This is a genomic window from Mesorhizobium sp. GW821-FHT07A06, from assembly GCF_059419085.1.
The window spans coordinates 843092-868038 of record NZ_JBWKRC010000002.1; the positions used below are offsets into that span (position 1 = coordinate 843092).

At 63.7% G+C, this 24947-nt stretch carries 25 protein-coding genes; 6 read left to right on the forward strand and 19 right to left on the reverse strand.

What is annotated here, in order from left to right; all coding sequences use genetic code 11:
* Window positions 1-1551, reverse strand: a 1551-nt coding sequence (locus AC07SZ_RS09560; RefSeq protein WP_494914046.1) for a DUF7507 domain-containing protein, incomplete at its 3' end; no start/stop codon positions are given.
* A gap of 672 nt (window positions 1552-2223) precedes the next feature.
* Here AC07SZ_RS09560 and AC07SZ_RS09565 point away from each other — a divergent pair.
* On the forward strand, window positions 2224-2883 hold the full coding sequence (locus tag AC07SZ_RS09565; RefSeq protein ID WP_056571274.1) for a response regulator: 660 nt from the start codon (window positions 2224-2226) through the stop codon (window positions 2881-2883).
* Between the two features lie 48 nt (window positions 2884-2931).
* On the opposite strand, the gene AC07SZ_RS09570 is transcribed toward AC07SZ_RS09565, so the two are convergent.
* From AC07SZ_RS09570 to AC07SZ_RS09590, 5 genes are all read right to left on the reverse strand, one after another.
* On the reverse strand, window positions 2932-4425 hold the full coding sequence (locus AC07SZ_RS09570) for an efflux transporter outer membrane subunit (protein WP_494914047.1): 1494 nt from the start codon (window positions 4423-4425) through the stop codon (window positions 2932-2934).
* A gap of 16 nt (window positions 4426-4441) precedes the next feature.
* The gene (locus AC07SZ_RS09575) at window positions 4442-7603 is read right to left on the reverse strand and encodes an efflux RND transporter permease subunit (RefSeq protein WP_494914048.1); all 3162 of its coding nucleotides are present in this window, start codon (window positions 7601-7603) and stop codon (window positions 4442-4444) included.
* 4 nt (window positions 7604-7607) lie between these two features.
* Window positions 7608-8882, reverse strand: coding sequence for an efflux RND transporter periplasmic adaptor subunit (locus tag AC07SZ_RS09580; RefSeq protein WP_056572103.1), 1275 nt, complete (start codon window positions 8880-8882; stop codon window positions 7608-7610).
* Window positions 8883-9145: 263 nt separating this feature from the next.
* Complete coding sequence (locus AC07SZ_RS09585) at window positions 9146-9352, reverse strand: hypothetical protein (protein WP_056571267.1); 207 nt, start codon at window positions 9350-9352, stop codon at window positions 9146-9148.
* A gap of 124 nt (window positions 9353-9476) precedes the next feature.
* Complete coding sequence (locus AC07SZ_RS09590; RefSeq protein WP_172372940.1) at window positions 9477-10184, reverse strand: hypothetical protein; 708 nt, start codon at window positions 10182-10184, stop codon at window positions 9477-9479.
* Between the two features lie 227 nt (window positions 10185-10411).
* Here AC07SZ_RS09590 and AC07SZ_RS09595 point away from each other — a divergent pair, with 227 nt between their 5' ends.
* Together AC07SZ_RS09595 and AC07SZ_RS09600 are read left to right on the forward strand one after the other, a co-directional pair.
* Window positions 10412-11137: a response regulator gene (locus AC07SZ_RS09595; RefSeq protein ID WP_494914049.1), complete on the forward strand. Its 726-nt coding sequence runs from the start codon at window positions 10412-10414 to the stop codon at window positions 11135-11137.
* The gene (locus AC07SZ_RS09600) at window positions 11134-12375 is read left to right on the forward strand and encodes an ATP-binding protein (RefSeq protein WP_494914050.1); all 1242 of its coding nucleotides are present in this window, start codon (window positions 11134-11136) and stop codon (window positions 12373-12375) included. Before AC07SZ_RS09595 ends, AC07SZ_RS09600 begins: the two co-directional genes overlap by 4 nt.
* A 72-nt stretch (window positions 12376-12447) precedes the next feature.
* On the opposite strand, the gene minE is transcribed toward AC07SZ_RS09600, so the two are convergent.
* From minE to minC, 3 genes are all read right to left on the reverse strand, one after another.
* Window positions 12448-12720 carry a cell division topological specificity factor MinE gene (gene minE / locus AC07SZ_RS09605; protein ID WP_056571260.1) on the reverse strand — a complete coding sequence of 91 codons (273 nt, stop codon included), beginning with the start codon at window positions 12718-12720 and terminating at the stop codon, window positions 12448-12450.
* Entirely contained in the window at window positions 12717-13532 is an 816-nt protein-coding gene (gene minD / locus AC07SZ_RS09610) for a septum site-determining protein MinD (protein ID WP_056571258.1), read from the reverse strand. Before minD ends, minE begins: the two co-directional genes overlap by 4 nt.
* A gap of 77 nt (window positions 13533-13609) precedes the next feature.
* Window positions 13610-14452: a septum site-determining protein MinC gene (gene minC, locus AC07SZ_RS09615; protein WP_494914051.1), complete on the reverse strand. Its 843-nt coding sequence runs from the start codon at window positions 14450-14452 to the stop codon at window positions 13610-13612.
* A 707-nt stretch (window positions 14453-15159) separates the two neighbouring features.
* On the opposite strand from minC, the gene AC07SZ_RS09620 reads away from it, so the two are divergent.
* From AC07SZ_RS09620 to AC07SZ_RS09630, 3 genes are read left to right on the forward strand one after another with little or no spacing between them, the layout of a single operon-like run.
* A complete protein-coding gene (locus AC07SZ_RS09620) occupies window positions 15160-16329 on the forward strand; it encodes a dsDNA nuclease domain-containing protein (protein WP_494914052.1) in 1170 nt (389 codons plus the stop codon).
* On the forward strand, window positions 16326-16901 hold the full coding sequence (locus AC07SZ_RS09625; RefSeq protein ID WP_494914053.1) for a hypothetical protein: 576 nt from the start codon (window positions 16326-16328) through the stop codon (window positions 16899-16901). The genes AC07SZ_RS09620 and AC07SZ_RS09625 overlap by 4 nt, the downstream gene beginning before the upstream one ends.
* Window positions 16898-18811, forward strand: a complete 1914-nt coding sequence (locus AC07SZ_RS09630) for a hypothetical protein (RefSeq protein WP_494914054.1) — start codon at window positions 16898-16900, stop codon at window positions 18809-18811. The genes AC07SZ_RS09625 and AC07SZ_RS09630 overlap by 4 nt, the downstream gene beginning before the upstream one ends.
* A 194-nt stretch (window positions 18812-19005) precedes the next feature.
* Here the strand turns inward: AC07SZ_RS09630 and AC07SZ_RS09635 are convergent, their stop codons facing one another.
* From AC07SZ_RS09635 to AC07SZ_RS09680, 10 genes are all read right to left on the reverse strand, one after another.
* A complete protein-coding gene (locus AC07SZ_RS09635; protein WP_494914055.1) occupies window positions 19006-19155 on the reverse strand; it encodes a hypothetical protein in 150 nt (49 codons plus the stop codon).
* A gap of 24 nt (window positions 19156-19179) precedes the next feature.
* Window positions 19180-19503: a DUF2934 domain-containing protein gene (locus tag AC07SZ_RS09640; protein WP_494914056.1), complete on the reverse strand. Its 324-nt coding sequence runs from the start codon at window positions 19501-19503 to the stop codon at window positions 19180-19182.
* Between the two features lie 188 nt (window positions 19504-19691).
* The gene (locus AC07SZ_RS09645; protein WP_494914057.1) at window positions 19692-19937 is read right to left on the reverse strand and encodes a hypothetical protein; all 246 of its coding nucleotides are present in this window, start codon (window positions 19935-19937) and stop codon (window positions 19692-19694) included.
* 276 nt (window positions 19938-20213) lie between these two features.
* The gene (locus tag AC07SZ_RS09650) at window positions 20214-20735 is read right to left on the reverse strand and encodes a DoxX family protein (protein WP_494914058.1); all 522 of its coding nucleotides are present in this window, start codon (window positions 20733-20735) and stop codon (window positions 20214-20216) included.
* 272 nt (window positions 20736-21007) lie between these two features.
* A complete protein-coding gene (locus tag AC07SZ_RS09655) occupies window positions 21008-21487 on the reverse strand; it encodes a tetratricopeptide repeat protein (RefSeq protein ID WP_056571232.1) in 480 nt (159 codons plus the stop codon).
* Between the two features lie 30 nt (window positions 21488-21517).
* Entirely contained in the window at window positions 21518-22489 is a 972-nt protein-coding gene (locus AC07SZ_RS09660; protein ID WP_056571230.1) for an MBL fold metallo-hydrolase, read from the reverse strand.
* 139 nt (window positions 22490-22628) lie between these two features.
* On the reverse strand, window positions 22629-22877 hold the full coding sequence (locus AC07SZ_RS09665; RefSeq protein WP_494914059.1) for a DUF680 domain-containing protein: 249 nt from the start codon (window positions 22875-22877) through the stop codon (window positions 22629-22631).
* 44 nt (window positions 22878-22921) lie between these two features.
* A complete protein-coding gene (locus AC07SZ_RS09670; protein ID WP_494914060.1) occupies window positions 22922-23158 on the reverse strand; it encodes a DUF680 domain-containing protein in 237 nt (78 codons plus the stop codon).
* A 231-nt stretch (window positions 23159-23389) separates the two neighbouring features.
* On the reverse strand, window positions 23390-23689 hold the full coding sequence (locus AC07SZ_RS09675; protein ID WP_056571224.1) for a hypothetical protein: 300 nt from the start codon (window positions 23687-23689) through the stop codon (window positions 23390-23392).
* A 167-nt stretch (window positions 23690-23856) separates the two neighbouring features.
* Window positions 23857-24819 carry an AraC family transcriptional regulator gene (locus tag AC07SZ_RS09680; RefSeq protein WP_172372916.1) on the reverse strand — a complete coding sequence of 321 codons (963 nt, stop codon included), beginning with the start codon at window positions 24817-24819 and terminating at the stop codon, window positions 23857-23859.
* Window positions 24820-24947: the final 128 nt, after the last annotated feature.

Genomic DNA, 24947 nt, shown 5'->3' on the forward strand with positions numbered 1-24947 from the left:
AACGCCGGTGCCGGTGAAGGTCCAGGTCTCGGTGAGGTCGAGCTTGCCGTCATGGTTGGTGTCGCCGACATTAAAGCCGCCGCTGAGATCCGGCGTGACGGTGACGCCTTGATTGTCGGTCACGTTGACGCCCGAAAGCGCGACGTTGCCCACATTGGTGACCGTGTATTTCCAGGAGATCGCCTCGCCGGCCAGGATGTTCAGGCCGTCACCGGATGTCGTACCGTCGACCGTCACCTTGTCGATGGCGATCTCGGGATCAGCGCCGAAATAGCTGGAGCCGTCGGTGGCGCTAGGTGTGGCGACATGACTGGCATCGTCAGTAAAGGAGCCCGTGGCCGTGCCGACATTGCTGTAGTTGCCTTTTTCGGCAACGCCGGTGCCGGTGAAGGTCCAGGTCTCGGTGAGGTCGAGCTTGCCGTCATGGTTGGTGTCGCCGACATTAAAGCCGCCACTGAGATCCGGCGTGACGGTGACGCCCTGATTGTCGGTCACGTTGACGCCCGAAAGCGCGACGTTGCCCACATTGGTGACCGTGTATTTCCAGGAGATCGCCTCGCCGGCCAGGATGTTCAGGCCGTCGCCCGATGTCGTACCGTCAACCGTCACCTTGTCGATGGCGATCTCGGGATCAGCGCCGAAATAGCTGGAGCCGTCGTCGCTGGTAACGGTAGCCGCACCGGCTGAAGCGGAAACGTGGCCGACATTGGCATAGTCGCCTTTGACGGCCGTGCCGCTGCCGGTGAAGCTCCAGGTCTCGGTGGTGTCGAGCAGGTTGTTGTGATTGATGTCGCCGACGTTGAAGCCGCCACTGAGAACCGCCGTCACGACAACACCCTGGTTGTCGGTGACCGTGACGTCCGACAATGCGACGTTGCCGGTGTTGCTCACCGTATATTGCCAGCTGATCGTATCACCGGCGAGCACGTTCAAGCCATCGCCCGTTGCCGCGCCGTCGACCGTCACCTTGTCGATGCCGATTCCAGGCGTATCCGTGCCGGTGCCGGGGGTCGTAAGGGTGCGCCACTCCTCGAAGCCGCCATTGGCTCCGGAGAAGCTTGAAAACAGCGTCACATAGGATCCGGGAGAGACGCCGGCCGCCGTAAAGTCGCTGACCGGGACGAGCACACGGTAGTCGTCCGTTCCCGAGCCATGGTTGGAATCGATCAGCAACTGGTCGGCGCTCAGGTGGAAGACGGAGGTGAATCCGGCGAAGCCTGCATTGTAGTCGGTGAGGGTCGCTCCGGCGTTGGAGATGTAGATATCCAGGCCGGTCATCGTGATGTCGGCGTTTACGGCGTTGTTGCTTTCGTTGAGGTCGAGCCGGAACTCGAGATAGTCGACGCCGCCGACATTGATCGATTGGATGTTGCCGTATTGCAGGTCGTGGGTGAAGGACGCCTTGTTATCGAGGACGTTGCCGTTCTGGTCGGTGTTAAAGCCCTCCTCGATACCTGTCGCCTGCAGCCGCAGGAAGGAATCGTAGTTGCCGGTTCCCGACCCCTCGGTCGTTGCCTCGAGAAGGACACCGGAGCCCAGATATGTTGCCATTATCGTTTCCTCCACATTGTCGTCCGGTCAGCGGCCAAGCCGCTTCCGTCTATCCAGTTTGCTAGCTCCGGACGCCCGGCTCCCGCGGAACGCGGCGTATCGATGAGCGACCGTTTCGCGAAAAGAAGGTGGGTGAATTTGGACAAAAGTACCGAGGCGACGGCGAAGTCTGAACTCGCTTCGCCAGCTGTTTCTGCGGCATGACGGAACACAAGTGCCTTCGAACCGCCTGCCACGCCCACGCCCCACGCCCAAACTCACGCGGTCGATGCCGACCGGCAGAGCCTTAATATTCCCCTAACCATATTGCGCAGGTTGCAATGGATGCGTCTATATAACCGAGGTTATAGGCGCGAACGAAAATTCAATATCGTTAAATACCACGAACGTTGAAGTAAAGACCTGCAACATTAGCCGATTTGTATGAAAGTTTGTCGGCTTTCACTCTCACCGACGAGGCCGCTGGAGTCAGGCCCGTGATCTCATCAAGTCACGGACGGGCAATGGCGCCCCGGAACCGACCTGTTTTCATTTCGGCACCGGGCGCCTTGGTGCCGACAGCGTATCGACATTGATTTAGTAATTGCTAATTCTTTCCGAAAACACGATGCTGTCGGGATGGGTCATCGCATAGGGTGTGCGAGCCTGACCGGGTTGGAGCGCGGCTGAAGGATGGTCACTTCTGTGTTCATTGTCGACGACCATCCGCTGCTCCTGCACGGCCTGGAAGACCTGATTGCCCGAGACCCCGGCTATACGGTCGTCGGATCCGCGCTGGATGGCAGGAGCGCACTGACCAGGATCAGGCAAGACCTGCCCGACGTCGCGGTGATCGACCTGAACATGCCGGGCTTCAGCGGACTCGACGTTGCCGTTGAACTCGGCAAGGAAACGCCGGGCACGCGATGTGTGATGCTGACGGCCGGCGCGTCACAAGGCCAGCTCTACGACATCGTCATGGCCGGCGTCGCCGGGATCGTGCTGAAGGAGTCCGCCATCGGGACGCTGCTGAGATGCATTCGGCAGGTCGCCGCCGGCGGCCACTGGCTGCCTGCCGAAATTGTCGGCGAAGCCCTTGAAATCGAGGCGTCCCGCCGGATCAGATGGCGGAGCCTGTCGTCACGCCTGACCAGGCGGGAGATGGAGATCGCCCGGCTCGTTGCCGGGGACAAGCCTTACGAGCGGATCGCGCTCGACATCGGCATCTCGAAAGGCACGCTGAAGATCCATATGAACAACATATATCGCAAATTGGAAGTTGCCTCGCGAGGCCAGCTTGTGCAGCTCGCCGCCGGCCAGGTCGGACTGGATGCCGGCATCGGGCGCGAATGAGGCCGCCAGCGTATAGGCCGCCCTCGCCTCCAGGACAGGCGCAACTGGTCACGGTGCCGTCATCGTCGACGCCAGTCTTGGCCCGGTCCTGACGTCGACGATCTCGGGCTTCGCGCTGTCGACCGCGCCGTCCCAGCCGCCGCCGAGCGCCTTGTTGAGGGCGATGTAGTTGGTCGCCAGAAGGACGCGGCTCTGCAGCAGGGAATCCTCGGCCGTGTAAAGCGAGCGCTGGGCGTCGAGCACATCGAGCAGGCTGGTCTCGCCGGCCTTGTAGAGCGTGCCTTCGAGGCTCGCCGCCTCGCCATAGGATTTCGCCGACGAGGCAAGCTTGCCGATCCGGATGCGCTCCTGCGCCATCAGCACCAGCGCATTCTCGACATCCTCGAGCGCGGTCAGCACCGAGGCGCGATAGGCGATGAAATACTGGTCGCGCTGCGCGCGGGCGACATCGGCGGCGGCCTGCAGCTGGCCGGCATTGAACAGCGGCACGCTGAGCGAAGGCCCGAACGACCAGCCGATCGACGAATTCTTGCCGAGATCGCCGAGATTGAGGGCCGCCGTGCTGATGTTCCCCGTCAGGCTGACCGAAGGGTAGCGCGCCGCCTCGGCCTGGCCGACCTTGGCGGTGTATTGCGCGTATTGCCGCTCGGCCATGCGCACGTCCGGCCGCGACAAAAGGATGTCGGCGGGAATGCCGGTCGGCATCGGCAGGCGCGGCGACGGGATCGGCTTGCCGCGCTTCAGTCGCTCGCTGAGCGCGGCCGGCGGCCGGCCGGTGAGCACCGACAGGCGATGCACCGCCTCGGCATAGCTTGCTTCCAGCGTCGGCACCGCGGCCTCGGTGCTCGCCGCCTGCCCCATCGCCTTGGCGACGTCTGCCGCTGTCGCCGACCCTGCCAGCGCCATGGTGCGGGTGAGTTCGGCGGTCTGCCGCTGCGAGGTGGCCGAACGCCGGGCGAGCGCGATGCGGGCCTGGTAGCCGCGCGCCTGGGTGTAATAGGACGCGACATCGCCGACCAGCGTCAGCAATGTCGCGCGCAATTCCTCTTGCGCCGCGTCCACGCCGTAGCGCGCGGCCTCGACGCCCCTGCGGTTGGCGCCGAACAGGTCGAGCTCCCAGCTGGCGTCGAAACCGGCCTGGTATTCGCTGTAGATCGAATTGGTCCCCGCCGTGGTCTCTGACGACTTGTCGCGCGTCACCGAGCCGGAGCCATCCACGGACGGCAGCAGCGTGCCGGCGCTCTGGCGATAGCTGGCACGCGCCTCGCGGATCTTGGCCTTGGCGGTGGCGACGTCGAGGTTGCCAGCGACGGCTTCCGCGACCAGCGTGTCGAGCTGCGGATCGTGCAAGCGCTGCCACCATTGCGACAGCTGCGCCGGCTGGGCGGATTTCGTCGGCTTCTCACCGCTCCAGTTCGCCGGCATCGGCAGGATCGGCGTCCGGTAATCCGGCCCGACGACGCATCCGGCAAGCAAAACAGCCGTGATCATGGGCGCAATGAGCCGCCCCGCGGCCACCGGGCCACGTTTCAAACCTGTCATGGGAAGTTCCTTACTGCTAGTTGGCCGTCGCCGGCTTCTCGTCCGTGCCTTGCCCGAGATCCGGGCCGGTATCCTGTTTGGCCACCTTGCCCTTGAAGATGCGCCGCACCGTGACGAACAGCAGCGGCACCAGGAACACGCCGATCACCGTCGCCGCGATCATGCCGCCCATCACGCCGATGCCGACCGAGTTCTGCGCGCCAGAGCCGGCACCGCTGGCGATCGCGAGCGGCGTGACGCCGAGGATGAAGGCCAGCGACGTCATCAGGATCGGCCGCAATCGTTGTCGCGCCGCTTCCAGCGTCGCCTCGACCAACCCCATGCCGGCCGCCTGCCGCTCGATGGCGAACTCGACGATCAGGATGGCGTTCTTGGCGGCCAGGCCGATCGTGGTCAGCAGGCCGACCTTGAAATAGACGTCGTTGGTCTGGCCGAAAAGCGTTGCCGCCGCGAGCGCGCCGAAAATGCCGATCGGCACCGACAGCATGACCGCGAACGGGATCGACCAGCTCTCATAAAGTGCCGCCAGGCACAGGAACACGACCAGCGCCGAAATCGCATAGAGCGACAGCGCCTGGTTGCCTGAAAGCCGTTCCTGATGCGACAGACCGGTCCATTCGTGGGAATATCCGGGCGGCAGTTGCGCCACCAGCCGGTCGATCTCGTCCATCGCCGCACCGGAGCTCACGCCGGCCGCCGCCGCGCCCTGGATCTCGACCGCCGCCGAGCCATTGTAGCGTTCCAGCCGCGGCGAACCGAACGTCCAGTGGCTGGAGGCGAAGGCCGAGAACGGCACCATGGCGCCGCCGGCATTGCGCACCTGCCATTTGTCCAGGTCTTCCGGCTGCATGCGGAAGTTCGCGTCCGACTGCATATAGACCGGCTTCACCCGCCCGCGGTCGATGAAGTCGTTGACGTAATCGCTGCCCCAGGCGCTCGACAGCGTGTTGTTGATGTCGGCAAGGCTGACGCCGAGCGCGCTGGCCTTCTCCTGGTCGATATCGATCGAGAATTGCGGCTGGTCCTCCTGGCCATTGGGCCTGGTACTGGCGAGCAGCTTGCTCTGCGCGGCGAGACCCAGCAGCTGGTTGCGCGTCTGGATCAGCGCGTCATGGCCGGCGCCGTTGACGTCCTGCAGGTAGAAGTCGAAGCCGTTGGTGTTGCCGAAGCCCTGGATGGCAGGCGGGGCAAGCGCGAAGACCTGCGCGTCCCTGATCCCTCGGAAGGCGCCCATGGCGCGCCCGGCAACCGCTTGCGCCGACAAGGCCGGCGATTTGCGCAGGCTGAAATCCTTCATCGGCACGAAAGCGATGCCGACATTCTGCCCGGCGCCGCCGAACCCGAAGCCGGAGGCCGTAAAGACGCCCTGGACGGCGTCCTTTTCCTGCTTGAGATAGTGGTCGGTCACCTCGGCCAGGACACGCTCGGTCCGGTCCTGCGTCGCGCCGACCGGCAGCGACACGCTGGTGATCAGGATGCCTTGGTCCTCTTCCGGCAGGAACGAGCTCGGCAGCCGGGCAAACATCCAGCCCATGGCGACGACGATGGCGAGGAACACGGCGAGGAAGCGCCAGGACCGGTTGATGATGCCGTGCGAACCGTCGCGATAGGCTGTGGTGCCGCGATCGAAGACACGGTTGAACCAGCCGAACGGGCCGGTCTGCGTTGCATGGTCCTTGGGCCGCTTCAGGATCGTGGCGCAGAGCGCCGGCGTCAGCACAAGCGCGACCAGCACCGACAGCACCATGGCCGAGACGATGGTGACCGAGAACTGCCGGTAGATGATGCCGGTCGAGCCGCCGAAGAAGGCCATCGGCACGAACACCGCCGACAGCACTGTGGCGATGCCGACCAGCGCGCCGGTGATCTCGTTCATCGATTTTCGCGTCGCCTCTTTCGGCGACAGATCTTCCTCCGCCATCACGCGCTCGACATTCTCGACCACGACGATGGCGTCGTCGACCAGCAGGCCGATGGCCAGCACCATGGCGAACATGGTCAGCGTGTTGACCGAATAGCCGAACAGCGACAGCACACCGAACGTGCCGAGCAGCACCACCGGCACGGCGATGGTCGGGATGATGGTGGCCCGCAGATTCTGCAGGAAGATGAACATCACCAGGAACACCAGCACGATCGCCTCGGCCAGCGTCTTGACCACCTCCTCGATCGACAGCCGCACGAAGGGCGAGGTGTCGTAGGGGTAGACGACCTCGACGCCTTGCGGGAAAGTCGAGCTCAGCCGGTTGATCGTCGCGCGCACCGCTTCCGCCGTGCTGATGGCGTTGGCGCCGGTTGCGAGGTTGACGGCGACGCCGGCCGCCGGCTGGCCATTGTATCTGGCTTGCGTCGTATAGCTCTCGGCGCCGAGCTCCACCGTGGCGACGTCGTTGAGGCGAACGAGCGAACCGTCGGTCTGGCTCTTCAGGATGATGTTGCGGAACTGTTCGGCGGTCTGCAGCCGGCTCTTGGCCGTCACCGTGGCGTTGAGCTGCTGGCCCTTGCGTTGCGGCATGCCGCCGAGCTGGCCGGCCGAGACCTGCGTGTTCTGCGCCTCGATCGCCGCGGCCACGTCGCTCGGCATCAGCGTATATTTGGCGAGCTTGTCGGGATCGAGCCAGATGCGCATGGCATAGCTGGAGCCGAACAGCTGCGTCGAGCCGACGCCTTCGACGCGCTTCAGCGTGTCGTTGATGGTCGAGTCGACATAGTCGGCAAGATCGGTCGAGTTCATCTTGCCGTCGCTGGAGACGAAGCCGATGACCATCAGGAAGCCGGTTGAGGATTTGGAGACGGTGATGCCGTTGCTCTGCACCACCTGCGGCAGCTGCGACTGCACCAGCTGCAGCTTGTTCTGCGTCTGCACCTGGGCGGTGTCGGGATCGGCCGCGCTGGTGAAGGTCAGCGTGATCGTGGCCTGGCCGGTCGAGGTCGAGGTCGCCGTCATGTAGTCGAGATTGTCGATGCCGGTCATGCCTTGCTCGATGACCTTGGTCACCGAGTTCTCGACCGTTTGCGCGTCGGCGCCAGGATAGGTGGCGCTGATGTTGACCGTGGTCGGCGCGATCTGCGGATATTGCGAGATCGGCAGCGCGGTGAGCGCGAGCAGGCCGCCCAGCATGATCACGATGGCGATCACCCAGGCGAAGATCGGCCGGTTGATGAAGAATGCTGACATCGCCTCAGTTCCCGGTCGACTGGCTGCTATCGGCCATCTTGGACGTGGAAGATGCGGCCGAAGAGGTCTGCGCCCGGTCCTTGACCTCGCCGGTCATCTCGTCGATCGTCACCTCGACGCCCGTCGCGTCGCCGCCGGGCCGCACCAGTTGCAGGCCCTCGACGATGACACGGTCGCCGTCGCCGACGCCCGAATCCACCAGCCAGTTGTTGCCGACGCTGTTGCGCACGGCGAGCACACGCGTCTCGACCTTGCCCTGCGCGTTGATGACCATGGCGGTCGCCTCGCCCTTGGTGTTGCGGGTGACGCCCCGCTGCGGCACCAGGAAACTGTTCTGGGCGACGCCCTCTTCGACCAGCGCGCGCACATACATGCCCGGCAGAAGCAGGCGGTCGGGATTGGGGAACTCGGCCCGCAGCGCAAAGGTGCCGGTGGTCTGGTCGACATTGGCGCCGGCGAATTCCAGCTTGCCGGTCTGGTTGTAGATGGTTCCGTTCTCGAGCTTCAGCTTGACGCTGACATTGGGGCCGCTGAACTTCAGCCGGCCCTCATTGATGGCCTGGCGCAGGTTGAGCAGATTGGTGCTCGACTGCGTGACGTCGACATTGATCGGATCGAGCGAACGGATGGTGGTGAGCAAGGTGTCCTGATTGGCGGTGACCAGGGCGCCCGGCGTCAGCGACGACTTGTCGATGCGGCCGGCGATCGGCGCGGTGATCTTGGTGTAGTCGAGATTGATGCGCGCGGTTTCGACGCTGGCCTTGGCGGACGCCACATCCGCATTGGCCTGGGCCAGCGTTGCGGCGGCATCGTCATAATCCTGTTTGGAAACAACGTTCTGCTTCAGCAAGCCGGCATAGCGGTCGAACTTGGCCTGCGCCGTCGGCACCGCCGCCTCGGCTTTCTGCTGGGCCGCCTGCGCGCTGTCATAGGCGGCCTGGTAGCTCGCCGGATCGATGAGGTAGAGCGGCTGCCCGACCACCACCTCGCTGCCCTCCTTGAACAGGCGCGCCTGGATGATGCCGTTGACCTGCGGCCGCACATCGGCGGTGAGCGAGGCCGAAGTGCGTCCCGGCAGTTCGGCTGTTATCGCCACCGACTGCGGATGCAGCGTGACGACGCCGACTTCCGGCTTGCTTGCACCGGCCATGCCGGCCGGTGTCTTGCTCTGCTCCTGCGAACAGGCCGCCAGAAGAACCGTGGCGGCGAGCGCTGCCGCCCAGGGCGCGAGCCGGCGTGGATGGACCGACACGACGGATTGGCTAGGCGTGAAAGGCATGGCCTGGATCTTTCCCTGGAGTTGCGGCGGCCTGGCACCGGAAGCGAGGCCAGGCAGGATCGATGAAATACGCTCGACGGCGATCGATATCGTGAAAACGGGCCGCGCCCATGCGAGGGCGGCGTCGAGCAGTGCCTCGAAGCGGCTCATGTCGCGCTCCTTCTCCGCGGCCAGATCGAACCCGACGATAGAGTTCCGGGCCGCGATGCCCATCGCGCTCATTTATGCCGATTGGCGGTTGCATGCCAAGCCTTGCCTGCATCCTATGCGGTCTTGCGGTCATGATGATCGTGGAGCTGCCGCGAAACCGGCAGCGACAGGCGCCAGGCGGCAAAATGCAAGCGGATCGCACCCTGCGGCGTGCCGACCGGCGGCGCCGCTGGCGTGACGGCATGGCCGGCGCGCTGGCCGAGCGAGCCGATCGGCCTGACCGACGCGATCAGCCGCAGCATCATCAGGGCTTCCCACATTGCCGAGCTTCCATTGTGTGTGATTTGAAGGGTGGGATGGCTGGATATGTCAGCCATCCCACGGGACCGGCCGGCCCGAGAACGGGTTGGGCGCCGGGCCGGCCGGCGCAGCCGGCTGGAGTGATCAGCCGTTCCCGGGCTGGGGTGGCGGAAGCTGCCCGCCCTGGTCGGGCGGACCTCCAGGCGCGGCTGCATCATTCGGCGGGCCGCCCCAGGGGCCGGGGGGTGGTCCGTGGGGGCGTTCCGCCGAAGCGAGGATTTCGAGCTGTTCGGGAGTAAGCTTGGCGCGCAGCACGGCGATCGCATCCTTGAGCTTGGCGGCCGAAGCCGCGCGCGCCGTGATGTCGTCGGCCAGCCTTTCCTGGAAGGCGAAGGCATCGGGCTTGCCGCCCGGAGCCGCATCAGGCCCCTTTGCCTCGGGACCGCCAGTGCCGCCGGGACCGCGATCAGGCCGGGGCGGCGAAAGCACCGCCTGCAGCGCGCTGGTGTAGTCGCGCCAGGCGTCGAGCTGCTCGCTGCGGATGCCGACGCGCGTCTCGAGCGCCGCCAGCCTGGCGGCCAGCATGAATTCCGGCGGCGGTCCCATGCGGCGGGGACCAAAGCCTTCCGGGCCAACGCCTTGCGGGCCCCAGCCTGGCGGACCCCAGCCTGGCGGACCATGCCGCATCGGGCCATGCGGGCCAAAACCCTGCGGTCCGGGCATCCGACCGTCCTGCATGGCCATGGCGGGCGGCGGCTCGCCCGGAGCGGGGCCGGCATCGGGCTGCGCCGCCAGCGCGGGATGAATCGCGGCGACGGAAAACAGGCCGAGCGCAAGAAGTCTGCTTCGCATGATTGGTGTTCCTTTCTCTCATGCATCGGACGGCCATGAGGATAGGAAGCCTGTTTGTCCGCTTCGCGTCGGCATGTTGCCGAAGGTTTCCGCAAAGGGGCAATTTGTTTCCGAATGTTTCCCGACCCCGGCCAGAAACATTGCGTTGCAATTTTCCATGCCGCCGGCGCGCGCTCTCCCTATAATCAGCTTCAAGCCCCCTACAATCACGGGCAAGGGCACGCCTCATGCAGTCACAACCCCATATCCTCGTCGTGGACGACGACCGCGAGATCAGGACGCTTCTCGGCCGCTACCTCGACGGCCAGGGCTTTCGCGTCTCGGTGGCGGCCGACCGGCGCGAATGCGAGCAGAAGCTGGCCTCCGGCCAGTTCGACCTCGTCGTGCTCGACGTCATGCTGCCGGACGGGTCGGGCCTCGACGTCTGCCGGAGCTTGCGGGACCGCAAGCCGCACGTCCCGGTCATCCTGCTGACGGCGCTGAAGGAGGATGTCGACCGCATCATCGGGCTGGAGCTCGGCGCCGACGACTATCTCGGCAAGCCCTTCAACCCGCGCGAGCTCACCGCCCGCATCCGCGCCGTGCTGCGGCGCGCGGTTCCCGAGGAAGTCCCCGCTCCCCGCGCCCGCATCTACCGCTTCGCCAGCTACCGGCTGGAACCCGACACCCGCAAGGTGACGGACATGCAAGGCGCGAGCATCGATCTCACCGGCGCCGAGTTCGACCTTTTGCAGGTGTTCCTCGACCGGCCCGGACGGCTGCTGTCGCGCGACCAGCTGCTTGATCTCACGCAGGGCCGCGAGCGCGACCCGCTCGAACGCTCGGTCGATGTGCTGATGAGCCGGCTGCGCCGCAAATTCGCCGACACCGGCGACGGGCCGCTGTTCAAGACCGTGCGCAATGGCGGCTACCAGCTCACCGCCCGTGTCGAGACGGTGGAGGTCCCGGCGTGAACTCGCTGCGCCGCCGCCTCATTGTCTTGCTGGTCGCCTCGATCGTCGGCGTCGTCGGCCTGGCGACGGCCGCCATCCTCAGCGTGCGCGGCGGCGGGCCGCCGCCGGAGCTGATCGTGCCCTGGATCGCCCAGCAGATGGAACTGGTGGTCCGGCTGCTGCCGGGCCCGATACCGGACGTGCTGCGGGTGCAATTCACGGACCATCCGGCCGGCGGCAAGGTCGCCAGCGCGGAAACGGCGATGCTCAACCACATCCTGCAACGCCGCGGCCTCGACCTGCAGGCCATCGTCAGCGAAAAAGGAGAGGAACCCGGCCAGGTGGCGTCGGTGCGATTGCCCGACAGCCGCTGGGCGATCATGGATGTGCCGCATCTCAAGCCGCCGGGCCGCGAATGGCTGGTTCTGGCCGGCTGGATCTCGCTGATCGTGGCCGGCGCCACCGCCGTCTCGGTATACTTCACCTCGGTGCTGATCCGGCCGCTGGAAATGCTGGAGGCCGCCGTCTCCAAGATCGGCAGCGATGGTGTGCTGGCGGCGGTGCCGGAAGTGGGCTCGGCCGAGGTCAAGGCGACCGCGCATGCGCTGAACCAGCTGTCGTCGCGGCTCAGGACCGCCATGGAGAGCCGCATGCGCCTGGTCGCCGCCGCCGGCCATGATCTGCGCACGCCGATGACGCGCATGCGGCTGCGCGCCGAATTCCTCGACGAGGACCGCGACAAATGGCTTCACGACCTCGACGAGCTCGACCGCATCGCCGACAGCGCCATCCGCCTGGTGCGCGAGGAGGTGAACCAGGATGCGGTCGAGCCGTTGGACCTGCGCAAGATGGTGGAGGATATCGAAGCCGAGATGGTGTCGCTCGGCCATGCCGTCTCGATCGGCCACCTCGACAAGGTTTCGGTGCGCGCCGGCGCGCTCGGCCTGCGCCGGGCGCTGCGCAACCTGATCGTCAACGCCGCCACCCATGGCAAGGCCTGCGGCATCAACCTCGCGCTCGCCGACAGGCGTGCCGTGCTGACCATTTCCGACAAGGGCCCGGGCATTCCGCCCGACCTCATCAACAAGGCCTTCGAGCCCTTCTTCCGCGTCGACCCCGGCCGCCAGCAATTCATTCCGGGCGCCGGGCTGGGCCTGGCCATCGCCAAGGAGATCATCGAGCGCTATGGCGGGACGGTGACGCTGGAGAACCGCGAAGGCGGCGGGCTGGCGCAGACGGTGGTGTTCAAGGCTGTGTGAGGGGTACGGCGCGGCCCCCCACCCCGATCCGCTTTGCGGATCGACCCTCCCCACAAGGGGGAGGGTGAAAAGTCATCCCGCTATCGCCATCGGCACAGCGCTCTTGTTGGGGATCTGGATATCGATCTCCAGCGTCGACATGGTCTCGCCGCGGTCCATCGAGACCTGCAGGTAGTCCTGGTCGATCTGCACGTGCTTGGCGATGACGGCCATGATCTCCTCGCGCAGGATGGAGACCAGGTCGGGCTGGCTGCGGTTGCGGCGCTCATAGGCGAGCAGCACCTGCAGCCGCTCGCGCGCCACCGGCGCGCTGGAGCGCCGACGGAAAAGGTCGAACACGTTCATGCCGCCCTCCTTCCCAACAGCCGGTCGAGGAAGCCTTTGCGTTCGAAGGGAACGACGACCGGCAGGTCCTCGCCTTCCAGCCGCCTTGCGGCGTCGAGATATGCCTTGGCCGCGGTGTTGAGCGGCTCAGACAGCGTCACGGGCGCGCCGAGGTTGGAGGCGCGCAGCACATCCTGGCTCTCGGGGATGATGCCGAGCAGCGGCACCGAGAGGATTTCCAGCACATCGTCGATGCTGAGCATTTCGCCGCGCGCGGCGCGCGCCGCGTCGTAGCGGGTGACCAGCACGTGCTTGGCGATCTGCTCGCCCTGTTCGGCGCGCATGGTGCGGGCGTCGAGCAGGCCGATGATGCGGTCGGAATCGCGCACCGACGACACTTCCGGATTGGTGACGATGACCGCCTCGTCGGCAAAGCGCATGGCGAGCTGCGCGCCGCGCTCGATGCCGGCCGGGCTGTCGCAGAACACGTAGTCGAACACCGAGCGCAGCTTGTCGATGACTTCGCCGACGCCCTCTTCCGTCAGCGCGTCCTTGTCGCGCGTCTGCGAGGCCGGCAGCAGGAACAGCGTCTCGACCCGCTTGTCGCGGATCAGCGCCTGCGACAGCTTCGCCGTGCCCTGGATGACGTTGACGAGGTCGAACACGACGCGGCGTTCGGCGCCCATGATCAGGTCGAGATTCCTGAGGCCGACGTCGAAATCGACGAGCGCCACCTTCTTGCCGGTCTTGGCCACGGCGGCACCGAGCGCCGCCGTCGAGGTGGTCTTGCCGACGCCCCCCTTGCCCGAAGTGACCACCACTACCTTGCCCATGAAAAATGCCTCCGTTGTTTTTCTCTGTTATTTCAGTCGGCCCGCCGGCTTGCCATCTCGGCAGCCTTGCGGACCAGTCAGCTCAGTGTCTCGACGCGCAGCTTGTCGCCGTCGAGGAAGGCCTGCACCGGCTTGCCGCGCGAAACCCCTTCCATCTCCTCGGCGGTGATGTACCAGCCGTCGACGGACAGAAGCTCGGCCTCGTTGCGGCGGCAGAAGATGCGCGCGCTCGTGTTGCCCAGCGCGCCCGCCGAAGCGCGCCCGCGCAGCGTGCCGTAGACATGGATCGAGCCGGCGGCGACGATCTCCGAACCGGACGCGACCGAGCCGAGCACGATGACATCGCCATGCGGATGCATGATCGCCTGGCCGGACCGGATCGGCGCCTTGATCATCAGCGTGCCCGAATCATAGTGCGAAACCTGCGGCTCGCTCTCGCCCGCCTTGCTTGCGCCAGCCTTGCCCTCGCCACTCCTGCCGCTGTCGGCCTTGCCGTTCTCCGCCCTGCCCTTGCCGGCGCCGCCTTCAGGCGGCTCGGCCTTGTCGGAAACCTCCGCCCTCGCTTTGTCGGCACCCTTGCGGCCAGGCAGCAGCCCATCCGTCGTCGCCTCCTTGGCGCCGACCAGCAAAGGCGGCAGGTCGGGCCCGAGCGAGGCCCCTTCGAGCTCGATGGCATAGATGCGGATGCCCCGCGTCCCAAGCTCCGCCACCAGAGCCGCGATCTCGCTCGGCTGCGGCTTCAAGACGTTCAGGTCCAGCAGCACCGGCCGCCCGGCAAAATAGCCCGGCGAATTGCCAATCCAGTGATCCAGCCCCTGCAGCCACTCCGCCATGGGCGCTTCCGGGGTCAATGTGAAAGCGACGAAAGAACGGGCACGAAAGCGAATGGATTTGGCCTCGAGGGGAGCGGCAAAGGTCACGGCTGGCGAATCCTTACTGAGAGGTAAACGCTAGCGAGAGAATGGTTAACGAATGGTTAACGAAGGGGGTGGTGGTGGACCGTCGGAATTAAGGTTCCTGATAGCCCACCGACCTTGCAGCGGGCCAGCCGGCTGCGTATTCGGCAATCAAGCCACTCCATAAAAACCATAAGTGCGACGAATGGCCAGCGCCTGTTGTCAAAAATAGTCGTGTGTAACGCGCCGCCCAATACTTGTGCAAATTCATGCACCACGTAATGTTGTCGACGGGTGGGTTTATTGAAAGTTGGGGGGAATAGTGAAACGTGCTGTTTTGACAATATCGGTGTTGGCCGGCCTAGCAGGCTGCGCCACGCCGCCGGATAGGATTTCGGGAATTCCAAATTCCGGCCCCTGCACACAGGCCGACAGAGAGCGCCTAGCCGTCATATCCAATCAGCAGAATAAGGCTGCGACCGGTGACGCGCTGGGGGTGTTCCTGATTGGCGTGCCGGTGGCGTCGATGTCGGGAGGCGATCACGAGGCTGAGATCGCGGTGCTCAAGGGGCGGTGTGGCGCGCCGAAGAAATAATCAAGTTCCGGCTGTTGCCGATCTCGCTTCTGAGCATCCGCAGCCTTGGCGTGGCCAGCATAGTAGAAGTGGCAGTGGGAAGCAGAATATATAGTCTTGTGTATGTGGTCGCATACTTTTTGCGTCGGTCAAAATAATGAGCGAGATCACCTTAGATATTCCAGTAGAATCAGCTTGGCCGTCGATTGAAGACGCCGCGCCGAATGAGGAAGGCGGACCGATTGCCCGAACCGGTTTCAACTACCAAGACGAGATAGCCGTAAGCTTCCTCATAGAAATGCTCGAAACGCCGACACTGGTAAAGGTACACTGCGAAACGCATGATGATGTAATTCTTGTCCGCCAGCAGGAATCATCGGCACCACTCTTGGCCGAGTTCGTCCAGGTCAAAGCAAGCGAGCAGGACAAGCTCTGGTCGGTTGCTGACATCAGCCAGAGAAAGGGTGGGAAGGCCGGTACGTCGATTTTCGAAACGTCGCTGGGACGAGACAAGCATGCAGAAGCTTCGACGTTTCGGCTCGTGACGTTGAGGCCCGTCGTGACCGGCCTTGAAGCCCTGACATACGCCTGCGGTACGCCGGGCCGTAGTCCTGATACGGATGGGATGAAGGCGTTACGTGCCGACTTGGAGAGGCGTTTTCCAGAAATTGCTTCGCCGAAAGGAAATGGCTCCAGATATTGGCTGGATAACTGCTTCTGGGATCAACGCCACAGCGAGGAAGCGGTTCGTAGGGACAATGTTCTACGCTTGCTTCGCCTCAGTAGCAAAGAGGGGCACCCACTTCTGCCCGAACCTGCGGAAGCACTACTGCAAGAGCTTCGTGCGCTCGCTAAAGCAGCGGGCGATGCTAAATGGGTTCCAGATCGCGACAAAAAGATCATTAACCGCGCGACAATCCGTGCTTGGTGGGAGCAGCGTACTCAAGAGGTTATTAGTGGCGCAGCGGCGGGAGGAAAGCTCGCGGCCAAAATGGAAGATGCCGCGTTGCCCAAAGAGCTTGTTGGCCTCGCCGTCGAAATGCGGCGCGGCTATGCCGCTGTCTCGCGAACTTCTCGATACTTGGAGCCAGACGAAGCGGAACATTTACAGCGTCGCGTACAATCAGAAGTCATGTCGTTGCGATCCCGATTTGTTGCCGGACAACTCGATCTTAGCGGAGCCGAATTCCACGCGCTTTGTCTGGAACGCATGGATGCGGTGAACGCGGAACGCGGCGCAGATGTTGCAGATCGATCAGCCTTTCTGAAAGGCTGTATGTACGACATAGCGGATCGTTGCCTCCTGAGATTTGCGAGGCCAACATGATGAGGTCACTCAATCGTATCGGGATTAAGTCTGTCGGTCTTCCCCTATCCGCCGATGAAATCGTTGAATTTCATGCGGCGCGGCTAATGCTTTTGGCGCATATCTGCGGGATTTCAGGCAGAATCGACGGCCTTACGAAGATGGCCAAGCTTGATTTCTTCGCACGCTATCCTGATTTCTTCGAAGCAGCACGAGCTGCGATCACCTCAGCCGAAAACGATCAGACGAAGCTTAAAGCGGACACCGACAACAGCGTTGAATCTGCTATGGTACGACATCACTACGGGCCTTGGGATAAGAGGTATTACCATGTGCTCGCCCACCTTGAAGCCAAACGGTTGATTTCGGTATCAAAGGAAGGAAATTCCTACCGCATTGCGCTTACCGACATAGGGCGCGAACGCGCCAAGGCGCTCGCAGCCCTTTCCTCGTATGCTCATCTCGTAGAACGGATGCGACAGGTGAAGAAGACGTTTGGCAGCAAGAGCGGAACGTTCCTAAAAGATCTGATCTATCGGCTATTCGATGAAGAAGTCGCGCAGCGCCCCATGGGGGAGAGGATAGGCCGATGAATTTCCCTTGGCTCACAATCTCCAGTTTGGAGCGGCGCCATTCAAACGGCAACGTCGAAGACCTCACCTTCATGCCTGGCGTCAATCTCATGATAGGCCGGCCAAACACGGGCAAAACCAAATGGTTGCAGACGCTAGATTTCCTTCTAGGCGATCCCGGTGACAATCCTTTTGAAGGTGTAGAGGAAGCCGGGTTAGGCGAAAAATACGACACCGCTGCTGCTCAAATCCTCATTGGTGATGAAACGGTGCGGATCGAGCGACGGTGGCGCGAACCTGGTGCAAAGACCAAGATCTTTGTCAACGACGAGGGCATGCCTGCTCGTGAGTTTCAGCACTGGCTTATGATGAAACTTGGCATTCCATTGCTAAGCTTTCCAAAAGGCAATCCCATGTCAGGTCAGACTTGGCCTGAACTAAGCTTTCGAATGTTGTTGCGCCACATTTACCGTCAGCAACGCTTCTGGAGCGGGATTGCGGATCAGCAGCCCGACGGGGAGCAGCACGCATGTCTATTGCAGTTTCTTGGCTTGGCGGAGCGCATCTACACCGATGAATACGGCCAGCTAGTCAAACTCAAGATGGAAGTCGATAGGCTGAAGGCCCGACGGGACCAGTACGATCAAACGTTGGAAGAACTTGCCCGCGAAGTACTCTCCGAACCAGGTCTAACGGTCAGTGTCACCACCGGGACCGTCAAAGCGGCTCAAGACCGATTGGCGAGCGAAGTCGAAGATCTGCGGAAACGTCGCAACGATCTTCTATTTAAAGCTCGCGAACGTGCGATCTCACCTGCGAATAGAGGACGTGTCGTTCAGTTGGGTGAGAAGCGTGCCGATACGTTGTCCAGGCTTGAGGACAATCGCCGTAAATTGACAGCAACATCAGAACGTGCCGAGGAACTCCGTCGATACCGGGCCGATCTTGCCGATGAGCTGGAGCGGCTCACGCGGGCCGAAGATGCTGGAACAATTCTAGCTGACCTTAGGATCACACACTGCCCTGCTTGCGATCAAGCCATCGCAGCAGCAAAGATCACGGCGGACCGTTGCTTCCTTTGCCATCAACACCTGCCGGATGAACCGATGATGGAGGAACTCGGCGCGGTTCGGCTGCGATTTGAGAGGGATCGCCTTGCAGGAGAGCTTAAAGAAGTCGACGAGCTATTTCGGGTACTTCAGCAGGAAGCCAAAAAATTGACCGGCGAGATTTCGGATGCGGAGGAAAATCTCCGTGCGATTGAGAGTGAGTTGGCACCGGCTCGGCAGGCAATTGCCTCCTTGGTGCAAGAGGAAGTTAGCGCCGTTGATATGGCACTAGGGCAGGCGAACGAGCGCGAGCGACAAATTAGCAGAATTGCAGCTGCGCTTGCGGTTGGCACCGATATAGCCACTCGCATCGACGAGCTTGAGAAACAAATCGCGCCTCTTCAGGACCGGGTCGACGAGATGGGGAGAGCAACCGACTTCGATGCTGCGGCAGCACTACTGGAAGACGGTATGAATGAGTACGTCAATGCGATCAATCGCCTACACCCAGATGTCTGGCGACACAGCCCTGTCACTATCGACGTCTCTAAATCGGACTTCAAAATGAAGATCGGTAAGAGGAAATGGAATGCAGCCCTTGGAGGGACTGACACGCTCTACTTTTTAATGGCCTACCACTATGGCTTATTAACCTTGAGCTCAAAAGTTGGTTGTCACTATCCTGGCTTTGCCATCATCGACGTACCAGGCGAGTTTTCAGGTGAAGCGGTGGAGGACAAAGAGAACTTTATCGTTCAGCCATTTATCGACCTCCTAAAGAATGAGGAGTACGGTGGAGCGCAACTCATCATGACTGGCGCTTCATTCGTAGGCTTGGAGGGCGCACACTTCCAACGCTTGACACACGTCTTTGCTGCTTAGACACGTCCGATTGCTTTGTTGCCATATCCGGGGTCGCTGTTTTACAGGTCCCACTCATGACTTTGCAGGGTGGAAAGATACCAAGCTTCGCCTTCATGCACCTAACGATTGGAGCGCAGTGGAGCTTTGATAAGGGTCTTGGTTCTACGCACGAGAATTCGAAGTAATGCAACGTAGCTTCCAAGCGTTCCCCCTCAGTGCCGCTTAAAATACTGCACCTCCTTCTCATGCTTCTCCGCCGCTTTCCGCGTCTCGAACGTCCCCAGGTTGCGCCGTTTCCCGGTCTTCTCGTCCTTCTTGCGGGAATAAAGCCGGTATTTGCCGTCCTTGAGTTTGCGGATCATCTCGCTCTCCCTCGCTAGGATCGATCAGGATTTGCGCCTCGCCTTCAGGCCGCGCGCGGCCTGCTCGATCGCGGCGCGGTCGGTGCCAAGGCGGTCGATCAGGTCCTGCGCCTCGTCGCCCGACAGGCCGGTGCGCATGGCGAGTTGCTCGACCTCCAGCACGTCGGTGCTGGCGATTTCGCGGGTTTGCGGCAGCGCGTCGTCGGCTGTCAGCGGCAGGGCGGCTTCCCTGTCGATCTCCATTTCGGCCTGGTGCCAGTGCCGCTCGTGGTCGCCATGGGCGCCGCCTTCGCGTTGCCAGATGGCGTAGGCGCGGTCTCGGATCTTGTCGTTGCGGTCGTCGCTCATCGTCGTTCTCCCTTGGTGTTCGGGAAGAACGCCGCGCCTGCGCGAATGATCCAAAAATTCTGCGTGATCGCTGGCCCAGGTGGAATTGCCGGATGAAGCGAGGCGCCGGGCGGAGCCGGGCGCAAAATGATCCAGGCGGCGGGGCAAGCCCGCCGCCTGGATGCCGGCCGTCGTGGACGGCCTTGGTGTCAGTGGCCCCAGATGCCCTGGCCGGAATCGGCCGGCATGTCGAGGCGCGGCTGTCCCGACGCCGCGCTGTCGGTGATGCTGTGGGTGACGCGTGGGTCGACCGCCTTGGCGCCGGGCATCATCGCATGGGTGGCCGGATAGCCGCCGGCGGCGGGGACGAAGTCCGAGCCGAAGTGGTCGCTGCCGGCAAAGGCCATGCCGGAGGCAAACAGCAGTGAGGCAATGGTCAATACGATCTTCTTCATTTCAGTTTTCCATCTTCTTGAAGTTGACATCTGGCCCCGACGCGCCGCCCGCCCGCGTTTCATGGGACCGTGTTTGCTGCTCCTCAGGCGAAACCGGGCAACCGCCACCCTCACGGCGTTCTTGCGATGTCCGGCTGTCAGCGCACGACCGTGTCGGTTCGTTGTTGCGCTGTTGGCCGCTTCAATAAGGGCCTGGTGTTTGTGCGGGCGTGGTAGGCGGCGTGGTAAAACCCGCCGCCTGAGTGGAATTTTGCGTGGAATGCGGCCCCGCGTGCCTCAAACCGGCAACCGCACCTCCAGGGAGAACTGGTTCTCCACGGCCAGCAATGCGTTGACCATTTCCTTGTCGCGCCGGCGCTTTTCCAGATAGCGGGCCAGCAGCCAGTCCAGCGAGAGCGTGCCGGCGCCGACGGCGGCCAGCACGAACATGCCGCCCGATATGGCCAGGTCCTTTTCGAAATGCAACAGTTCGTTCTGGTTGGCGAAGTTGACGTGGAACAGCAAGGCCGTGGACAGGCAGAACAGGCCGAGCCCGATGCCGCCCAGCCGCGTCAGCAGGCCTGTCGCCACCGAGAGCCCTGCCCCCAGCTGCAGCGCGATGGTGGCGGCGAACAGCGGCAGCCCGACGCCTTGCGCGGCCATCGCCTTGGCGGCGCCGTCGAAATGGGTGGCCAGTGTCACGCCCTCATGCAGGAAGATGAAGGACATGAGCAGGCGGCCGGCAAGCAGGGTCACGTCCCTGATGTGGTATTTCGTGGCGAGGCCGGTGAGCTTCGCGGCGATGTCATTGGGTGTCATGGTCAGCCTCCAATTTTTGGGCACGGGCCAATTTGGTAACAGGTGGGCGCCGCCCGCCGCGGGACGCGCGAAAACGGCGCCTGCCGGATGTGATGTTCGAAAAGGCCGGAGCCGACTCGAGGGAGAGGCGCCGGCTCCGGCAAGGGGCGCCAGCCACGAGCGCCCGAACTGGTGGTGGGGGACTGGAGCGGTCAGTCCCGGTCCCCCACTCCGGCCGCATCGCGGCCACCTTTCCCCCGCCCCCGCGGAGGGAAAGGAAATGGGTCGCGGTCTTACTGCGTCACCTTGGTGTCGATGGCCTTTTGCAGGTCGGAAAGCTCGTCGCAGCCGGCGGGGCAGAGTTTCTGCAGCGAGGCCAGCTGCTCCTTGGCCTTGGCCATGTCGCCGGTCTCGACATAGAGCTCGCCCAGATATTCGCGGGCGGCCTTGTGGTCGGGCTTCAGCTCCAGCGCCTTGTTGTAATAGGTGAGCGCGGTGGCGGTGTCGCCAGTCTTGCGCAGCGTGAAGCCGAGCAGATTGTAGACGTCGGCCTGCTGGTTGTCCTGCGCGAGGTCGCGCAGATCGGCCAGCGCGCCCTTGTAGTCCTTGGCGGCGATCTTGGCCTGGACGGCGGTCAGGTCGGGCGCGTCGGCGCCCTCGATGTCGTCGACCGCATAGGCCGGCATGATGGTCGCGACGGGAACCACGGTCAGCACGGCAATGGCGCCGAGCAGGCCGTAGAGGGCGTGCTTGCCCAGATAGGATTGTTTCATTGTCTTTCTCGCTTGGTTTGGGTTGCCCGTTCAAATCTGAACGGGTGTGAAGCCGTAGGCGCTGCCGTCCTTGACGAAGACGCCGGTGCCGGGGAACGGGAAGTGCGAACCGGAAATGCGGATGTTGTCCGCGATCACCCGGTCGATGATCTTGTGGCGCGTGGTGATGGCGGTGGGCCCATCCTGGTCGTAGCTGCCTTGCCATTCCGGATGCGGCGCCAGAAGGGCCGGCACATACATGGTGTCGGCCGAGATCATCAGCTGCTCCTTGCCGGAATTGGCGAGATAGACGGAATGTCCGGGCGTGTGGCCGGGTGCTGCGATGATCTGGATGCCGGGCGCCACTTCCGCGCCGTCCTGGACCAGCTTCCAGTTCTTCCATTTCGGGAAGTTTTCGGCGATGCGCTTGCCCGCCGGCTTGCGGCCCTCGGGCAGCTTGGCCAGCCGGCTCGGATCGGTCCACCAATTGTACTCGGTCGCGTTGACGATCAGCTCGGCATTGGGGAACACCGGCGTGTTGGTGCCCTTCTCCATCAGGCCCCAGACATGGTCGGGGTGGAAATGCGAGATCATGATGGTGTCGATCGCCTTGTAGTCGATGCCGGCGGCGGCCATGTTGGCCGGCAGATGCGTGGCATTGGCCTGCCACTGGCCGACGCCCGAGCCGGCATCCATCATGATCAGCTTGCCGCCCATCTTGAGCACGACGACGGTGAGCGGGATGGGCATGAAGTCGGTGGTCAGCCCCGCCTTGGCAAGCGCCGCCTTGGTCTCGTCGACCGAGACATCCTTGATGAAGGCCGGGTCGTGCGGCTTCTTCCAGATGCCGTCATAGATGGCGGTCACCTCGATATCGCCGACCGTGTATTTGTAGAAGCCGATGGTCGGCTCGACCAGCAGTTCCGCGAAAGCGGGACGCGTGAACTCGAGCTTGCCGGCAAGACCGAAGGCGGCGGCGGCGGCGGCGGATTGAAGCACTGTGCGGCGTGTCATGCTGAACATGGTGGTCTCCTGTGGGTTGCGGTGGCGGCAAAGTCGGAAGGCGAGAAACTCCGGGGGTGACGGAGGGCCACGCCACATGGCCCTCCGTCCTGAGTGCGGACCGGGTCGGGACCTCGAGGAGGGGGCCCCGACCCTGAACTCAGTTGCCCGGCACAGGCGGGCCGACGAATTCGCCCGCATCAGTCTGGGAAGCGGCCTGGCTGGGACCGGTCGTCACCTTGGTGTCGACCTTGTTCTGGCGCGCCTTGTAGGGGACCGAGGCGGTGGCGTTGCTGTCGACGGCGGCAAGCGGCTGGTTTGCCGTGTCGGCGTTGAAATGGTCGCTGCCGGCAAAGGCGCTGGTGGTGGCCACCAGAATGGCCGCGGCGGTAAGAGCGAGGTTTTTCATGTCGATGATACCTGTTTGTTGAGGCACGGGTTGAAGGCCAGCGCCTATCGGCCCCAGAGGCTGTCGCGATCGTGCCGGGCGACGATGTCCTGAACCGAGGTCTGGTCCTGTTCGGTCCTGAGCTGTGCATCGGCGCCGTTCCGGGGTGCCGTGTCGGAGATCGAGGCCGTGACAGCGGTGTCGACGGAAGGCTGGTTGCCGCCTTCGAAATGATCGCTGCCGGCAAAGGCGGCACTCGCGGCAAGCAACATCGCGGCCACGCTGAGAGCGAGCTTGGTCATTTCCAGAAATCCTTGTTTCGTTTCTTCGGGTCGCGGGCCGTATTGGCCCCGCTGCAGTGAAGACCCGGCGGGGCGGTGCTTTATTCCCGGGGGCGGCGAGATTTTTTTGAAAGGGAGGATTTCAAGGCGCGCGGCCAAGCCAGGCGCTTTCCGCCAGGTGCATCGCATGGACGCACAAAGGCGCCGGCGCAGCGCGCCGACGCCTTTGGAGATGCGCCGGATCAGCGCCGCTTACGGACAGGTCTTCTTGCCGCAGACCGCGATGCAGATCGCCTCGTTGGAGCAGGTGTAGGTCTTCCTGGAACTGGTGCCGGATGAAGCGCCGCCGCTGGAGGCGGCGAGTTGTCCGGACGCGCCGAGGTCCAGCGCCTTCATGTCGCGATTGCTCGCGCTGATCTTGCCGCATGTCTCGCTGCCGCAGACAGCCCTGCAGATCGCCGGGTTCATGCATTTGTAGGCCGCGAAGACCTCGGTTGGAAGAAGGGCGCAGAAAACCGAGATGCCGAGAATCCACCTTTTCGCCGCACGCATTGTTGCCTCCTGTGGCCAGTTTTCCCGATGTCGCGGAGGCCCGGCCGCCCAGCCTCCGTTCCCGCGCGTGCCTCCGGCACCGCGTCCACGGTGCGACTATGCGGATGCGGGAGCCTCGGCGTATCGCAGGGACGGCACAGGTGGATGGCACTGTCGGAACAGGCGCCTCACTGCGCCAGGCCGGCGCGCACCTCGGAAGGCGTCATGCGATAGCGCGACCGGAACTGCCGGTAGAAGGTCGATGGCTCGACCAGCCCCGCCTCGAAGGCGAGATCGGCGATCGGCCTTGCGGCGAAAAGCGGGCTGGCGAGTTGCCGGTGGATCCGCTCCAGCCGCCTTTGCATGACATAGTCGGAAAAGCTGTGCCCTTCCTCCGCGAAGAGACGCCTGATGTAGCGCGGGCTGAGCCCAAGGCCCCTTCCCGCCATCTCCGCCGACAGCCGCGCCTTGTGCATATTCTCCTCGATATAGCGCTTGATGGCCTCGATGCGCGCGGCGCGGACGCCGCGCCCGGCGATCAACTCACCCACCTCGCGGCTGGTTCCGACCGCCGCGGCGAACAGATCGGCAATGTGCTGGGCGGCCAGCGGCGCAAGCCCGGCGCTCATCCCGCCGCGCGCCACCGCCGTGACATAGGCCAGGAGGAGCCGCGCCTCCGGCGTGCCGGGGTTGATCGCGTCGGGCCTGAGATCGCCGACATGGCGCACCAGCGGCTCGAGCGTCGACCTGTCGAAGCGGGCGCAGATGGTCCAGCCCCCGCCTGGCGCCCTGGCGCGCCAGCGTCCGTCCATCGGCATGATGCAGGGTGCGCCGGCCGGCGTCTCCACGGTTCCCTGGCCTGGCGTGTCGAAGCCCCAGCCACCCGCGATCCAGGACACGACGAGATCGTCATTGGCGTCCTGCCGCAAGGCCGCCGTGCGTTCCCAGGCCATCGGCGAGACCTTGCCCTCGGCCACGCTCACCCCTGGCAGCAAAAGGGTGGAGGCGTTCAGATGCAGCGCGCCGCGATCGAGCGGAGCAAGGTCCAGCCGCATGCAGATGCGGCCGTAGAATTCGCGCACCGCCGCTTCGCGCTCGCGATCCGCGATCTCGTCCGTGGACAGGACGATGACATTGTCCTGGCTGGCCACCTGCTTCCGCCCCCGTTCTTCCGGTTGGTTTTCGTGCGGGCGGCGGCGGGAATTCAAGGCCTGAGTGAACGCGCCGCGCAAATGTGGCGGCAGGCGCAAGGAATGTGGCCGTGGGTGCAAAAACCGGC

Coding starts and splice junctions, on each gene's coding strand:
- AC07SZ_RS09640 (WP_494914056.1), bottom strand. CDS start 19,503: ATGAGCGACGACCGCAACGACAAGATCCGAGACCGCGCCTACGCCATC.
- AC07SZ_RS09595 (WP_494914049.1), top strand. CDS start 10,412: ATGCAGTCACAACCCCATATCCTCGTCGTGGACGACGACCGCGAGATC.
- AC07SZ_RS09570 (WP_494914047.1), bottom strand. CDS start 4,425: ATGACAGGTTTGAAACGTGGCCCGGTGGCCGCGGGGCGGCTCATTGCG.
- AC07SZ_RS09655 (WP_056571232.1), bottom strand. CDS start 21,487: ATGAAACAATCCTATCTGGGCAAGCACGCCCTCTACGGCCTGCTCGGC.
- AC07SZ_RS09575 (WP_494914048.1), bottom strand. CDS start 7,603: ATGTCAGCATTCTTCATCAACCGGCCGATCTTCGCCTGGGTGATCGCC.
- AC07SZ_RS09650 (WP_494914058.1), bottom strand. CDS start 20,735: ATGACACCCAATGACATCGCCGCGAAGCTCACCGGCCTCGCCACGAAA.
- AC07SZ_RS09585 (WP_056571267.1), bottom strand. CDS start 9,352: ATGTGGGAAGCCCTGATGATGCTGCGGCTGATCGCGTCGGTCAGGCCG.
- AC07SZ_RS09565 (WP_056571274.1), top strand. CDS start 2,224: ATGGTCACTTCTGTGTTCATTGTCGACGACCATCCGCTGCTCCTGCAC.
- minD (WP_056571258.1), bottom strand. CDS start 13,532: ATGGGCAAGGTAGTGGTGGTCACTTCGGGCAAGGGGGGCGTCGGCAAG.
- AC07SZ_RS09630 (WP_494914054.1), top strand. CDS start 16,898: ATGAATTTCCCTTGGCTCACAATCTCCAGTTTGGAGCGGCGCCATTCA.
- AC07SZ_RS09660 (WP_056571230.1), bottom strand. CDS start 22,489: ATGTTCAGCATGACACGCCGCACAGTGCTTCAATCCGCCGCCGCCGCC.
- AC07SZ_RS09670 (WP_494914060.1), bottom strand. CDS start 23,158: ATGACCAAGCTCGCTCTCAGCGTGGCCGCGATGTTGCTTGCCGCGAGT.
- AC07SZ_RS09590 (WP_172372940.1), bottom strand. CDS start 10,184: ATGCGAAGCAGACTTCTTGCGCTCGGCCTGTTTTCCGTCGCCGCGATT.
- minE (WP_056571260.1), bottom strand. CDS start 12,720: ATGAACGTGTTCGACCTTTTCCGTCGGCGCTCCAGCGCGCCGGTGGCG.
- AC07SZ_RS09665 (WP_494914059.1), bottom strand. CDS start 22,877: ATGAAAAACCTCGCTCTTACCGCCGCGGCCATTCTGGTGGCCACCACC.
- AC07SZ_RS09675 (WP_056571224.1), bottom strand. CDS start 23,689: ATGCGTGCGGCGAAAAGGTGGATTCTCGGCATCTCGGTTTTCTGCGCC.
- AC07SZ_RS09620 (WP_494914052.1), top strand. CDS start 15,160: ATGAGCGAGATCACCTTAGATATTCCAGTAGAATCAGCTTGGCCGTCG.
- AC07SZ_RS09635 (WP_494914055.1), bottom strand. CDS start 19,155: ATGATCCGCAAACTCAAGGACGGCAAATACCGGCTTTATTCCCGCAAG.
- AC07SZ_RS09645 (WP_494914057.1), bottom strand. CDS start 19,937: ATGAAGAAGATCGTATTGACCATTGCCTCACTGCTGTTTGCCTCCGGC.
- AC07SZ_RS09580 (WP_056572103.1), bottom strand. CDS start 8,882: ATGCCTTTCACGCCTAGCCAATCCGTCGTGTCGGTCCATCCACGCCGG.
- AC07SZ_RS09625 (WP_494914053.1), top strand. CDS start 16,326: ATGATGAGGTCACTCAATCGTATCGGGATTAAGTCTGTCGGTCTTCCC.